At 49.0% G+C, this 12,575-nt stretch carries 14 protein-coding genes; 2 read left to right on the forward strand and 12 right to left on the reverse strand.

The window, feature by feature from the left end; genetic code table 11:
* Positions 1-64: 64 nt before the first annotated feature.
* Positions 65-556 (reverse strand): TIGR00645 family protein, encoded by a 492-nt coding sequence (locus D9T21_RS00470; RefSeq protein WP_105934163.1) that lies wholly within the window; start codon positions 554-556, stop codon positions 65-67.
* Between the two features lie 204 nt (positions 557-760).
* Complete coding sequence (locus D9T21_RS00475; protein ID WP_123323235.1) at positions 761-1,942, reverse strand: endonuclease/exonuclease/phosphatase family protein; 1,182 nt, start codon at positions 1,940-1,942, stop codon at positions 761-763.
* Between the two features lie 94 nt (positions 1,943-2,036).
* Between D9T21_RS00475 and D9T21_RS00480 the strand changes: the two genes are divergently transcribed.
* Positions 2,037-2,345 (forward strand): DUF1272 domain-containing protein, encoded by a 309-nt coding sequence (locus D9T21_RS00480; protein ID WP_123323294.1) that lies wholly within the window; start codon positions 2,037-2,039, stop codon positions 2,343-2,345.
* 12 nt (positions 2,346-2,357) lie between these two features.
* Here D9T21_RS00480 and D9T21_RS00485 read toward each other — a convergent pair whose 3' ends face one another.
* The 10 genes from D9T21_RS00485 to D9T21_RS00525 all read right to left on the reverse strand — a co-directional run bounded on the left by D9T21_RS00485 (position 2,358) and on the right by D9T21_RS00525 (position 10,718).
* Entirely contained in the window at positions 2,358-3,434 is a 1,077-nt protein-coding gene (locus tag D9T21_RS00485; protein WP_123323236.1) for an energy transducer TonB, read from the reverse strand.
* Between the two features lie 79 nt (positions 3,435-3,513).
* Entirely contained in the window at positions 3,514-3,963 is a 450-nt protein-coding gene (locus tag D9T21_RS00490; RefSeq protein ID WP_123323237.1) for a hypothetical protein, read from the reverse strand.
* Positions 3,956-6,403, reverse strand: a complete 2,448-nt coding sequence (locus tag D9T21_RS00495) for an efflux RND transporter permease subunit (protein WP_123323238.1) — start codon at positions 6,401-6,403, stop codon at positions 3,956-3,958. The genes D9T21_RS00490 and D9T21_RS00495 overlap by 8 nt, the downstream gene beginning before the upstream one ends.
* Positions 6,381-7,250: an MlaA family lipoprotein gene (locus tag D9T21_RS00500; protein WP_123323239.1), complete on the reverse strand. Its 870-nt coding sequence runs from the start codon at positions 7,248-7,250 to the stop codon at positions 6,381-6,383. The genes D9T21_RS00495 and D9T21_RS00500 overlap by 23 nt, the downstream gene beginning before the upstream one ends.
* Entirely contained in the window at positions 7,240-7,500 is a 261-nt protein-coding gene (locus D9T21_RS00505; RefSeq protein WP_206427207.1) for a hypothetical protein, read from the reverse strand. Before D9T21_RS00505 ends, D9T21_RS00500 begins: the two co-directional genes overlap by 11 nt.
* A 233-nt stretch (positions 7,501-7,733) precedes the next feature.
* A complete protein-coding gene (locus tag D9T21_RS22660; RefSeq protein ID WP_164464527.1) occupies positions 7,734-7,874 on the reverse strand; it encodes a hypothetical protein in 141 nt (46 codons plus the stop codon).
* 55 nt (positions 7,875-7,929) lie between these two features.
* The gene (locus tag D9T21_RS00510) at positions 7,930-8,493 is read right to left on the reverse strand and encodes a BON domain-containing protein (RefSeq protein ID WP_123323241.1); all 564 of its coding nucleotides are present in this window, start codon (positions 8,491-8,493) and stop codon (positions 7,930-7,932) included.
* Positions 8,494-8,653: 160 nt separating this feature from the next.
* Complete coding sequence (locus D9T21_RS00515) at positions 8,654-9,193, reverse strand: hypothetical protein (RefSeq protein WP_164464528.1); 540 nt, start codon at positions 9,191-9,193, stop codon at positions 8,654-8,656.
* Between the two features lie 370 nt (positions 9,194-9,563).
* Positions 9,564-9,761, reverse strand: a complete 198-nt coding sequence (locus D9T21_RS00520) for a hypothetical protein (RefSeq protein ID WP_123323243.1) — start codon at positions 9,759-9,761, stop codon at positions 9,564-9,566.
* A gap of 51 nt (positions 9,762-9,812) precedes the next feature.
* Positions 9,813-10,718 carry a LysR family transcriptional regulator gene (locus tag D9T21_RS00525; RefSeq protein WP_123323244.1) on the reverse strand — a complete coding sequence of 302 codons (906 nt, stop codon included), beginning with the start codon at positions 10,716-10,718 and terminating at the stop codon, positions 9,813-9,815.
* Positions 10,719-10,860: 142 nt separating this feature from the next.
* Here D9T21_RS00525 and dld point away from each other — a divergent pair, with 142 nt between their 5' ends.
* Positions 10,861-12,561, forward strand: coding sequence for a D-lactate dehydrogenase (gene dld / locus D9T21_RS00530; protein ID WP_123323245.1), 1,701 nt, complete (start codon positions 10,861-10,863; stop codon positions 12,559-12,561).
* The last annotated feature ends 14 nt before the right edge of the window (positions 12,562-12,575 follow it).

Raw genomic sequence — 12,575 nt, forward strand, 5'->3', positions numbered from 1 at the left:
CTGCACTCGTAACAGAAGGGCAATGTGTCGCTACAAACGTGGTAGCACATTGCCCTTTTTGCGTTTAGTGCTGTTTACTTTTCTTATCCAGCACGCCCATGGCAAACGCTGAAATCACAAAGGTTAAATGGATAAGCACATACCACATGAGCTTTTCGTTCTCGATATTCTTTGCATTCATAAAAATTTTCAGCAAGTGAATCGATGATATTGCCACAATCGATGCTGCCACCTTACTTTTAAGCGTGCCGGTATCCAGCGTACCCAGCCAGGCCAGTTTTTCTGTCCCTTCTTTTAAATCGATGCTGGAAACAAAGTTCTCATAGCTGGTAAACATCACCATAATGATCAGGCCGGATACCAGAGCAATATCAATCAGCGATAATACTACCAGCACAATATCGGCTTCACTGATTTCAAGTACATGGGGTAAAAGATGAAATATTTCCTGGAAAAACTTAATCCCCAGGGCAATAAGCGCCAGTGATAGACCAAAATAAATCGGCGCCAGTAACCACCGGGATGCGTACATCATACGCTCAATTAACACTTCCAAACCAGGCCTCCTGCGTTGGAAAAACTTACTTGTCAGAGAAGAAAAAGGATATGCACACACCACACATTGCGATTCTCAACTAGCGAACTGAAATTCAGCGGCGCTGGTGAATCCTGATGCCGGTGATTTTATCAGAGCCGGTAATTTTGAGGTATCATTTCTTACAAATTTTAACGGCTCTGAGGCAATCTTCACGACAGCGTTTTAATCTTCGTCGAGAACAATGTCCATCCAAACCAGACGGTGATCGGAACTGCTCTGGCGGTCTTTCACCAGCCGGTACAAGGGCGATGATTTTACCGGCCAGAACACACCACCACCCTGCACTGTCAGCCCCTCTCTGGAGGGCAACACATAATCGGCGCGAGCGCCCCAGTAAGCGGTAAAACGGCTGCTGTAAGGCTGCTCTGCCGACTCGCTGCCGCCATCACTTTGCGGGATCACGCTGCTATTAACCAGCGGATGTTCGGTTAACTGTTCAATCACTCCCGGACGGTATTTATCACCTATATCAGCCGCATTAAAGTCACCTGCCAGAACAAAACGCTGGCCAGCAAACCCGCCCTTTTTACCGCTATCGTCATAGATATACTCCACTCGTTCAGGGGATAAATAGTCAGCCATCAGCCGGATCTCATCGTGATTGCGCTTGCCGTTGCGATCTTCTGGCCCATCAAAGGTTGGCGGCGTGGGATGCATGGCCAGAATGTGTAATGTTTTTCCGTTAATGGTTACCGGAATATCCCAGTGTGATTTTGAGCTCAGCCTAACCGCCGCCCACTCCTGGGGAGTAAACCAGGGCTCACCGCTGTTCGGATCTGTGATCTGCAGAGCGCCGGGCATGTCCCGCCATAAAAAATGCTGAAACGTACGTACCGCGGCCACATCAATTGGATAGCGCGACAGCAGTGCCATACCATACTGTCCGGGGTACATCCCCCAACCATAGGCATCACCCGCGTTACCGGTTTTCTCGCCGTTGTTGTCCAAATCAAAGGTGGTAGCCACCCCCGTATTTACCGGCGCAATATATTGATAAGGGTAATCAATCGCGGCCTGGCCCTGCTGACTTTTATTCAGATAGTTTTTAACAAACAAAGAGACAGCTGTTGGCGTTGCATCCGGGTAATAGTCAAACTCGTTGAGCAGAATAATGTCCGGGGCTACCCGTTGAATAATTTCGGCAATATTACGAATTTGTTGATGCTCACCTGACTCTAACAAGTTCAGTAATACCTCGCCGGAGTGTTCCGAGGCGCCCTGAGGTTGATAATTACTGGCCTCCATACTAACGTTGAATGTTGCAACACGCACCGTATCAGCGTAAACATTTGGGAGGGAGAAAACAGCCAGAAAGAGAGAAAAAAGCGTTTTATTCATAATCATAGAGACAACAAAAAGAAAGGCATAGTGTACGCTAAATCACAGTATGAAAATAACCCCGTGTGAATTGGTATTCGAACAAATTAAGGAGAATCCCGTGCTTCTTTTAAAGCCCAATTGCGAAGGTTGTAATTGCGATCTACCGCCCGATGCGACAGAAGCGATGATTTGCTCTTATGAGTGTACTTTCTGTTTGAAGTGCGTGAATGACTTACTGAGCAATGTTTGCCCGAATTGCGGCGGTGGTTTTACGCGACGCCCGGTTCGCCCCAAAACAGCTCGCCGCGAGGGAGTTAGCCTGGCTTTTCAACCAGCATCCACTGAACGCGTGAATACCAGCAAAAGCGTAAGCGAAATCAAAGCCTTTGCGGCAGAAGTTAAAGATATTCCGCCCTGGCAACGTTAAACCATCGGCGAATTAAATTTCGCCGATGTATTCCCCTACCTCAACCACTTCAAACTGGGCGCCGGGAGAGCCGGACACGTACACAGAACATTGTCCCCAGGACGACGGGATGTGCCATTGTGATTTGTTCACTGCGGTATAGCGCGAAAGTTTATTGTCACAGCGGATCTGCACTTCATCCAAATCCCCTTCGGCAATATCCAGTGCAAAGGCGTTGCGACTGAGCTGATGAAATACCCGCCCTTCTTCATCGATGCTCGCCTTGCGGACCATTGGTTCGTTGCCCTGCACCAGTTCTTTTACTCTCTCGGCATAAGGAGCCAGTTGCGCCAGCTGTTCTGGTTTTTCATCAGCTATTTTTTCCAGCTTGTCATACGCTTTCATGGCTTCGTTGTACTCACTTTCATTGATGGAAAGGACAAATTCACGTTCGAGTAAATACTGCTTAGTCGATGTACGAACCGCGTCGGTATTTACCGCCAGTGCACGGCGCACACTTTTTAGCTCCCGGGCAGTGTCATCTGTAGCTTTGGCATAATAGGAGTCGGCCAGCCAGAAGTAGGCACTCTCGGTATGGTTCCACAGCTGATCATCCTTCATTTCGGCGATTAATTCGGCGGCCAATGGTAAGTCTTTATCAGTAATAGCCTCAGAAACCGCTTTATAGCGGCGCATAAACTTGCGGGTAACCCCCGACGAACCAGCCAGTCTGAAATCAATTTGCACCATATTCCGGCATTGCTGAATAGCTTCTCCATCCAGCATTGCCGGGCTGTACTGCCAGCGTTTAACCGCTCGTAGCGTGGCTTTTTCAAAGGCTTTTAAACCGCTGGAGTCCTGCACCACAGGGTCTTCCACTTCGCCGTCTTTGTTGATCACAAAACTCACCCTGACCCAACCTTCCTGGCTTTTTCTGGCCGACATCGACGGATATGTTGGATCGACTCTCTTGAGCGGCTGAGCCTGTATAACCGTAGCGATATGTTCAGCTAAGGGGGCTTCCGATGGCGCCTCTGATTGCGCTAATGATGAACCTGATAAGAATAGCAGTGCAAAGGGGGTTAGTGAGTAACACAATGGTTTGCGCATAGCATCATTCCTTCCTTAAAATGACTTAATAAACATAACCATAGCCGAATTACCTGACGACTGCAATGACGCCTGGTAGTCACACATCCCGCGACCAGCGCAGAAACAGCCCCAGTGACATCAGCAATAGACTGGCCGCCACCACTACCGCCACCGGATAAAATAAATTACCGGCAAGGTCGAGCTGGCTGTACTTGATAATCATAATCAACCCTTCCAGTACCAGGGCAATCACCACCACGCTGACAAAACGGGTTACCGTGCGGCGTATAGACATAAACAGATCTTCTTTCTGGTTATGCCGGTATTCTTTAAAAATCCCCATGGCCAGCTCGTAGGTAGCCAGGGCAATAAATAAATCATTAACCGCTTTAATGACCGCCGACACAAAATCCTTATCTGGTGCGAACCCTTGATAAAAGTGTAGCCCTGCCATCACAATCATTGTGGCGGATACACACATAAAGAGTCCGGCAAAAAAGCGGGCTGAAATATCTTTCAGCCAGCCATTACGCAATACATCAGACATTGGCTTTATCTCCTTGCGGTTGAGCTGGTACAGATTGCGTTGCCACCAGCTTGTTTAGTAACGCGGGCAGTAAGGTGAGGTCGGCCACCAGTGCCATGATCATCGCCAGTGCGGTTAGCAATCCAAAGTACACACTGGGCAAAAAGTCAGAAAAACCAAATAAGGAAAAGCCCACAGCAATTACCGTTGTGGTCATCAAAATGGCCAGGCCACTGTGTTTAAAGGCTTCTTCAGCTGCCGCTTCAGCCTGCCCCTCGCCCTGTTTTAACCCTGCCATGTAACCGTGAACAAAATGCAAGGTATCATCCACAGCAATGCCCATAGCGATAGCGGCAATGGTTATGGTCATAATATCCAGTGGTATCCCCACCCAGCCGATCACGCCAAGAATCGCCAGCGTCGTTAATACATTGGGAAGCAGCGCAATAAGGGCAACCTTGAGTGAGCGGAAAATCGCCAGAAATACCAAGCCTAATGCGATGTAAACCAGCCCCAGCGTCGTGATTTGCGAGTCAAATAACCGGCTCAGAATATCCTGATATAACACAAACAGACTGGTTAACTGATATTGCTCAGCGGCTATTCCCACACTTTGCAGATCCTGCCTGAGGTTATTCAGAAACTGCTCGCGATCGAGGCCCTCGGTGGTATCCTGCACTCGAATAGCAATACGTAACTGCTGATCTTGCTCGGAAAAATAAGCCCCCACCAGTTGGTTTACCACTTTTTCATTAAGCAAATAATAAATGCTGGTCAGTTCATATTCAGTGAGCGGTCGGCCGTTATTAAGCTGGGTAGCCAACTCCGTAAAATTAGCCAGCGACGTCACGCTGCCAGTAGCCTCAAAAGCGGTCACCGCCTGTTGTACCAATTGCAATTGATTGACACTGTCGGCACTGATAATTAAAGACGGATCGTCCGGTTTATCCGTTACGGTGAGAATAATATCCAGTGCTGTGGTGCCGCCAAACTCCTTATCAATATACGCCAATTCTCGGTGTACCTGGGTGTCATCGGCAAAGTAATCGATAAATGAATTTTCTACGTTGAGTCGCGTTATACCTACACTGAGCGCAATAAAAATAACGGCGGTACCGGCAATCGTCAGCCCCGGTCTGTTAAGTGTAAGAAGACGACTATGGCGCAACAGTTTGCGAATAAAGCCGTAATCCTCCGCCTCGCTACCAGCCGGTAACAACGCCAGCAGGGCCGGGAACAGAATAAGACTCACCAACTGTGAAATCACCATTGCGATCAGCATCATTAAACCAAAAGAAATGACCGGCTCAAGGCCGCTAAATAGCAACGCTGCAAAACCCACACTGGTAGTCAGCGAAGCAAAAAAGCAGGGGCTGAGCTTATCTTTGAGCATCAGTTCCACCCGTTTATGCTGTCCGCTATCGGCGTGTTCCCGGGCAATGTAGCGGTAGCTGCCGAGCATATGGATCATTACTGCCAGCGTCAGAATAATCTGTAACGCAACAAAGTTAGCCGAAATCACCGTGGCCCGTAAGTCTGCCCAACCCAGCGCGCCGATAGTCAGAGTCACACTCAGGCCACAGCTCAATAGCGGAAACACCACCCACTTAACCCGGCGAAATAAGATAGCCAGTAACAGCGCTACTACCAGTGCGATAGCGAGCCCGAAAATCACCAGGTCAGATTTGATAATATCAATCAGGTGCTGCCCTACCACATAAGAGCCCCCAAGATAAGTATTGGCCCGTTGACTATATGACTGGGTAATTTCGTTTAACTGGTTAATTTCCTGCTTACGGGTTTGAGTGAGCGCCGCGCGCAGAGGCTCGGCCTGTGCTTTAAGGGCTTCGAGTTGTGCTTGCTCATCTTCGCTCAGCTCACGATTAAGCAGCTGCGCCTGAATAGCCGTTATTTGCTGGTCAATTTTTACCAGTTCCGGATTAGGCTTAAACACAATCTGAACAGACGTAGCCGTGTTGTCGCGGTTAATCAGCAGATCGGTGAAAATCGGGTGCCCGCTGACCAGTTCTTTCATCCGTGCGGCAGAATAACGCTGTTGTTGCCAGGTGAGCTCGCTGACTTCCGTTTGTCCTGAAAGTGCATCAGCACTGTCGATAAGCGGCACCGTTAGTATGGAAGTGACACTTTCCACCCGCGGGATCTGTTCAATTTCCTGCTGTAAGTGGCTCAGATCGCTAAACGTCTGGTCGCTGAACACGTCGTGCTCACGTGGCTCGTAAGCTAACAGGATAAACTCGTCGGGATTAAAGGTTTGCTGGGCGACCTGAGTCTGGATATACAATTTATTGTCTTTTACCAGTAAAGTGTCGGCCGAGGCGGCAATTTTAAACTTGCCCACACCGGTCAGGGCCAGCAACAGTAAGGCAGCAAAGGCGATAACCACCGCCCAACGCCAACGCACGATGCCGGTAGCAAGATTATCGATCACTGTTGTCTTCATACATCAAATCCCTGGCCTGTCCCTGTAGATACTGATTACGGAAGTACAAGTAGGGATCGTCGGCGTTTTTATACAAATTCTGGTAGGTTTCCGACTGCTCGGAAAAATCGTCGACGCCATCAAAGGCTCTGAGCTGATAGTTTTGCGGGGCGTCTGCCACATGATTTACCGGATGGATGAAGCCTTCCGTTAACACCGAAAAGCCGCCTCTGACATCGCTTTGACCAAGTAGCGGTAGCACCAGGTATGGGCCCGATCCCACTCCGTAGGTTGCCAGGGTGTCGCCGATTGAGCGCCTTTTGGGCTCAATTTCAAACCAACTGGTAGCAGGGTCGAATAGCCCCAGTAACCCTACCGTAGAATTAATTAAAAAACGGCCGAGGTTAGAACCTGCGTCCGATACCTCACCGGAAAAAAGGTTATTCAGTAGATTCAGTGGCTCGCGCAAATTAGCAAAAAAATTGCCTACCGATGAACGTACCGGTTGAGGTACCACGGCTTTGTAGCCGTCACTCACCGGGATCAGGACATATTCATAAGCTGCATTATTAAACGCAAACACGGAACGGTTAAACCCTTCCCAGGGATCGTAATATTGCGGCGCGGAAGCCGGGTTATCCACTGGCGCATTGGCCACCGACACTACAGCAGGGGCAACATTTATCTCCCCCTGCGAAGTGGTTATGGTGACCGACTTACCGGCGCTTAACTGTTCTTTTTTGGTAGGTTGAGACGGGTTGGTTTCGCCGGACTGAGCAACCGCCTCTTCAGTCTGAGCTGGCGGTGGTACCGACGAACATCCCGTCAGCACCAACAGCGCTGCCGAAAATACTACTTTATAATACATAACTGCCTTGTCCGGTTTTCATCTGATGATGACGTAATATATTACTTGCCCGCTGCACCGCATCATCGCGGTTGTATTGCCAGTTCTGTTGCTCGTAAGCTCGTGCCTGTGAAATATAGAACATGATTCTTTTGAGTCGCAATGCATGCATACGGTTGGCACTGTCAAACTGCGTAGTGGCAACGCTCTTCTCAAGCTCTGTAAGCGCCTCTGAGTGCAATGTTGCCTGCATAGCGGCCTCACTACTCACCCACTCGGATACTGAGCGGTTGACCGATTGAGAAACTGTTGTTGTTTGACTGGCTGCCAAAACACCGCTGCAAACCAGTAGAGATCCTAATGCCCATTTAGTTAAATTTCGCATCGCTATCACCACGGTTGTCTGATTAGTTAGTGCTCGTACTCAGAACATTGATCAGCCCTGACTACGTCGCTGCTGGTATTGCCACTCATGGATGTTGCACCGGTAGCACCGCTGGCTACCTATTCATCGTCCTGCTTATCAGCTGACGGCAGATTGACTTCGTACTGGCTCGGATGTGCCGCTTCTTCATAGCGGGCAAACCAGTTAAAAATGCCAGGTGTTGAGTTTGTTGCTGATGAGTTGTTATCGCTGTTATTCATGTGCAGTTCCATGCAAAAAAAAGCGGTTGGTCAATACGACCAACCGCAGAAAAGTTTATTCGGATTCGACCACTGAAAGCTGGTCGTCTACAGATTTTACTTCTGAGGCGTTTTTAGCAATTTCCACTGCCAAAGCACGCTCAGCTTCGCTACCCACGGTACCTTTAAGAGTAACTTCGCTGTCTTCTACATCAACGTCGATGTCCAGACCGGAAATGTCGGTATCCATAAGCAAGCGGGATTTCACCACGGTCGCAATCTTGGCGTCGGTGAGATCACTTGAGGTTTCTTCACTGATCATCTCATCATCATCGCTTTCGATGATGGTCAGACGATTATCGACTGACGCAACACCGTCGATGCCAGTCACCAGTTCTTCGGCCAGCTTCTTATCTACGTTGCTGTCCACTTTACCGGTCAGGATGATCACGCCTTCCTGTACGTCGGTATTGATGTCGAAAGAATTCAGATGGGTATTAAACAGTAGCGTCGCTTCTGCCTTGCCATCAATCCAGGCATCCTTCGCCTTATCTTCCCACTTTGAATCGGCTAAAGCCGGACCCGCGGCTGATGCCGTAATTACCCCTACAACCATTAAAGAAAGTACTGAACGTTTCATAATGTCGCTCCGTTTGAGAATTCGAAGTGACTATTGCGATATTCAGGCCAAAATTTAAATTATTGATTTTATTTGATTTATTAAAATTCAGAGACAAAAGAAGCCCGCTAATGTGTAGCGAATTCTCGACACTGTGAAGATATTACCCAAAAGTATAAGATTAATTTACACCCGCTATCTCTTTAACCGAAGCACAAATGGTTTCACGCTTTTTAAAGTAACTCAGTGCAATCAGACAGTTATCTTCCGGCCAGATGGCCTGCTCTAACAAAGACTTTTCTTTTTTAGATAGCTGGCTATCGTCGAAGTGAATTGCTACCGCTTTTTTGTTTGGTGTTAACACATGGGGTTTTGCATCGGTTACCAGATTGTCAGCAACAAACAAAAACCGCCGGGCGACCGGGTCCTGTACCACACCAATCGCATTATGATAGTGAATCACTGACGGCCAGCCTTCAGCGATGCGACTTTGATAGAAAATCAAAAATGTAAATAACAACAAAACCACTAAGGTCATTGTGATAAATGTTTGCGAAAGATCCGGCGCTACGGTTACCAAACCTCCAATTGCCGCAACAAATACCATCCAGAAACCAAACACTCTGCGCAGCACATAAGGAGACACCCCCGAAATAACTTTGGCGTGCTTAATTTCCTGTGGTTCTAACTCCAGTAGAGCAACCTGACTTTGTGAGTTCACTTTAGGCATTTCAGCGGTTGAGATAGTGATGTGGATATATTACCTAAATAACCGGTTGGTACAATGATTATTGCGTTGCAATGTAACGCCTAGCCCATGTTTTTACAGGAAATTATGACAATTCCATCAACTCGTTTACATAACTGATGATCATTTAAGCAAATGCCCACCTCAGTTGCAGAATCGGACGACAGCAGTTTATCGAGTCATTATGCTTGCCGCGTGTAAATGAACGCCGTTGATTCCAGCGTCTTTTTTGACCTCCATCAGTCTGCACTTTCTGTTCTCCATTACACTGATTGTATGCCTGAAGTCAGTATTCGGGGGTTGATTCTATGGTGACATTGGTACACCATCCAGCGCCATTGGTTTAAGTGGTGACGATGCCGACCCGGATCAGTCTATCCCTGATTTTGTTCCCCGCCATACCCACAACGCCGACTGGGGCTGGGTTGCCCTTGCCGGTATGATCCGTCAGGTTGATAAAGGTGGTATTGATGAAACCGCTTTTGCCGCGAATATTGCCGGATTCTGCAAGGTTTCTGAGCGCAATGATTTTCGTTTTCAAATCACTGGCGGTGGATTCAGACCACCTGCAGATTTCTGCGTAGATGTCGTTTTAAACGAAGTACTGCTTTTTACGCTGCAGCGCCTGACGGAAATGCTCAACCAGCAGGTTGAGCTTTTTGTCGGCCTGCCGTGAGCCAGGATACACCGCATAAATACCCAGTTCTTTGCCAACATAGGGCGACAATACCGACACCAGCTTACCCGCCTCCAGCTCTTCGTGGATCAGGGCGCGGGGTAAGTAAGCCAGGCCAAACCCGGCCAATACGCCATGCTTGAGAGTATCGAGAGTGTTGGTACGATACCGCCCCTTTACCGCCATCAGCCTGTCCTCGCCATCCACCCGAAACAACCAGGCTTCAGGTTTGGTACCTTCATATTTGTAGAGCAGACAATGGTGCTTCTCCAGCTCATCGGGGTGTTCTGGTTCTCCGTAGGTTTGCAGATAATCTGGCGTGGCGCAGACTATCCAGTTGGAGTCCACCAGCCGTCTGGCAACCAGCGAAGAATCGGCCAGATTAGCGGTACGGATCGCCAGATCGAAACCTTCATCAAGAATATCCACCACCCGGTTAGTCACCCTAAGCTCAACTTCAATGCCAGGGTATTGTTCGCAAAATTCGACTAATGCCTGGTTAAGCACCAGATTGGCCGTCACCACCGGCATGGTTATTTTAATCCGCCCGCGAATATCGCTGCTGTAACCGGCTACCACGTCTTCGGCATCCTGCAAAGCCTGCTGGGCCAGTTTAGCCTTTTTATATAGTGCCTGTCCGGCATCTGTCAGGCTAAGCTTGCGGGTAGTGCGATAGAGCAGTTGCACATTTAGGGCTTTTTCCAGCCGCGCCACCCGCTTACTGACCACCGACATGGTTATTTCATACTTTGCCGATACTTTGGAAAAAGAGCCTTCTTCCACCACATAGACAAACAATAACATGTCATCTGCTTTTACCATTTTACGTGTCTGGTCTCGTGTATTTGTGCAAAAAAGGAAACAATCATATTGGATCTGAATATAGATTAACAGTCAGCACAGTTGTAGAGTCCATTGTATAAATTAAAGTCTGTTATCCGGGTCTGAGTACAGGAGCAACACAATGAGTCAATCCCCTATCCTCTCGCAATTTATCCAGCTCCTCGGTGAGGACAAGGTAGCCACCGGCGATCGTCGCACTGAGCACTATCGCTCAGGCTGGCGTTCAGGCTCTGGCACGGCACTGGCGGTGTTATTTCCTGATTCGTTACTCAGCCTGTGGCAGGCCCTGCAAATCTGTGTGGATAATAACTGCATCATTATCATGCAGGCCGCCAAAACCGGCCTTACGGAGGGCTCCACGCCAAGCGGCGATGACTACGACCGTGAAGTGGTAGTGATTAACACCCTGGCCATGGACAACCTGGTGGTACTGGGCAATGGTGAACAGGTGCTGAGCTTCCCGGGTACCACGTTGCATAAACTGGAAACCACACTTAAACCGTTACGCCGGGCTCCTCATTCTGTGATTGGATCTTCGTGTTTAGGCGCATCCATTGTAGGCGGTGTTGCCAATAACTCTGGCGGCGCGCTGGTTAAGCGTGGACCGGCTTACACTGAGCTTGCGCTGTTTGCTCAGGTCACCGCCGAGGGCAAACTGGAGCTGGTCAATCACCTGGATATTGAACTGGGCGATACGCCACAGGAGATCCTGACTAATTTAGAAAGCGGCAACTTTGATCACGCGACCACAGCCAGTGATAAAAAGGCCAGTGCCTCGGATTACGCCGAGCGACTGCGTGACGTGGAAGCCGATTCTCCCAGCCGCTTTAACGCCGATACCAGCCGACTTTTCGAGGCCAGTGGCTGTGCTGGCAAACTGGCAGTATTTGCCGTTCGACTCGACACCTTTGCGGTAGCTAAACAGGAAAAAACCTTTTATATCGGTACTAATAATCCGGATACACTAACCCGGCTGCGCCGCCACATTCTGGCTGAATTTACTCACCTGCCGGAAGTGGGCGAATATATTCACCGCGATATTTTTGATATTGCCGCCAAATACGGCAAGGATACCTTTCTCAGCGTGAAACATCTGGGCACCGACCGGTTACCCAAAATGTTCGCCCTGAAAGGCCGCATCGACGCGGTACTTAACAAGGTTTCTTTTGTCCCTGACTTCCTCACCGACCGTCTCATGCAAGGTGTTTCGGGGTTGCTTCGCGAACACCTGCCGGACCGCATGCTTGAATACCGTGAAAAGTATGAGCATCACCTGATCCTTAAAATGAGCGATGAGGGTATTGCCGAGGCGCAGGCGTTTCTACCGGTGTTTTTCGACAACAACGAACAGGTAGGCGGCTTCTTCGAATGCACCGAACGCGAGTCAGGCAGTGCCTTTTTACACCGTTTTGCCGCCGCTGGCGCAGCGGTGCGCTATCAGTTACTCCATCAGAAAGAGGTGGGTGACATCCTCGCACTGGATATTGCCCTGCGCCGTAACGAGCATGACTGGGTAGAAAAACTGCCCGAGTCACTTGCCGATAAAATCGACAAATCGCTGTATTACGGGCATTTCTTCTGTCACGTTTTCCATCAGGATTATGTCCTGAAAAAAGGCGTGGATGCCAAAGAGGTTAAGGCAGAAATGCTACGTATTCTGGACAGTCGTGGCGCAAAATACCCGGCGGAACATAACGTTGGCCACCTGTATAAAGCTGAAGAAGGGCTCGCTGCCTTTTACCAGCGTATTGATCCTACCAACACCTTTAATCCCGGTGTGGGCAAACTGGAAAAACACAAACGCAATTGCAGTTGCTGCTGATTTATGGTTTTCTG

The organism is Marisediminitalea oceani, from assembly GCF_003731635.1.
Taxonomy (GTDB): domain Bacteria; phylum Pseudomonadota; class Gammaproteobacteria; order Enterobacterales; family Alteromonadaceae; genus Alteromonas; species Alteromonas oceani.

What these genes read in the sequence shown, in the direction of transcription:
- D9T21_RS00485 (WP_123323236.1), bottom strand. Translation starts at nt 3,434, where the DNA reads ATGCGCAAACCATTGTGTTACTCACTAACCCCCTTTGCACTGCTATTC.
- D9T21_RS00490 (WP_123323237.1), bottom strand. Translation starts at nt 3,963, where the DNA reads ATGTCTGATGTATTGCGTAATGGCTGGCTGAAAGATATTTCAGCCCGC.
- D9T21_RS00500 (WP_123323239.1), bottom strand. Translation starts at nt 7,250, where the DNA reads ATGTATTATAAAGTAGTATTTTCGGCAGCGCTGTTGGTGCTGACGGGA.
- dld (WP_123323245.1), top strand. Translation starts at nt 10,861, where the DNA reads ATGAGTCAATCCCCTATCCTCTCGCAATTTATCCAGCTCCTCGGTGAG.
- D9T21_RS00495 (WP_123323238.1), bottom strand. Translation starts at nt 6,403, where the DNA reads ATGAAGACAACAGTGATCGATAATCTTGCTACCGGCATCGTGCGTTGG.
- D9T21_RS22660 (WP_164464527.1), bottom strand. Translation starts at nt 7,874, where the DNA reads ATGAATAACAGCGATAACAACTCATCAGCAACAAACTCAACACCTGGC.
- D9T21_RS00510 (WP_123323241.1), bottom strand. Translation starts at nt 8,493, where the DNA reads ATGAAACGTTCAGTACTTTCTTTAATGGTTGTAGGGGTAATTACGGCA.
- D9T21_RS00475 (WP_123323235.1), bottom strand. Translation starts at nt 1,942, where the DNA reads ATGATTATGAATAAAACGCTTTTTTCTCTCTTTCTGGCTGTTTTCTCC.
- D9T21_RS00525 (WP_123323244.1), bottom strand. Translation starts at nt 10,718, where the DNA reads ATGGTAAAAGCAGATGACATGTTATTGTTTGTCTATGTGGTGGAAGAA.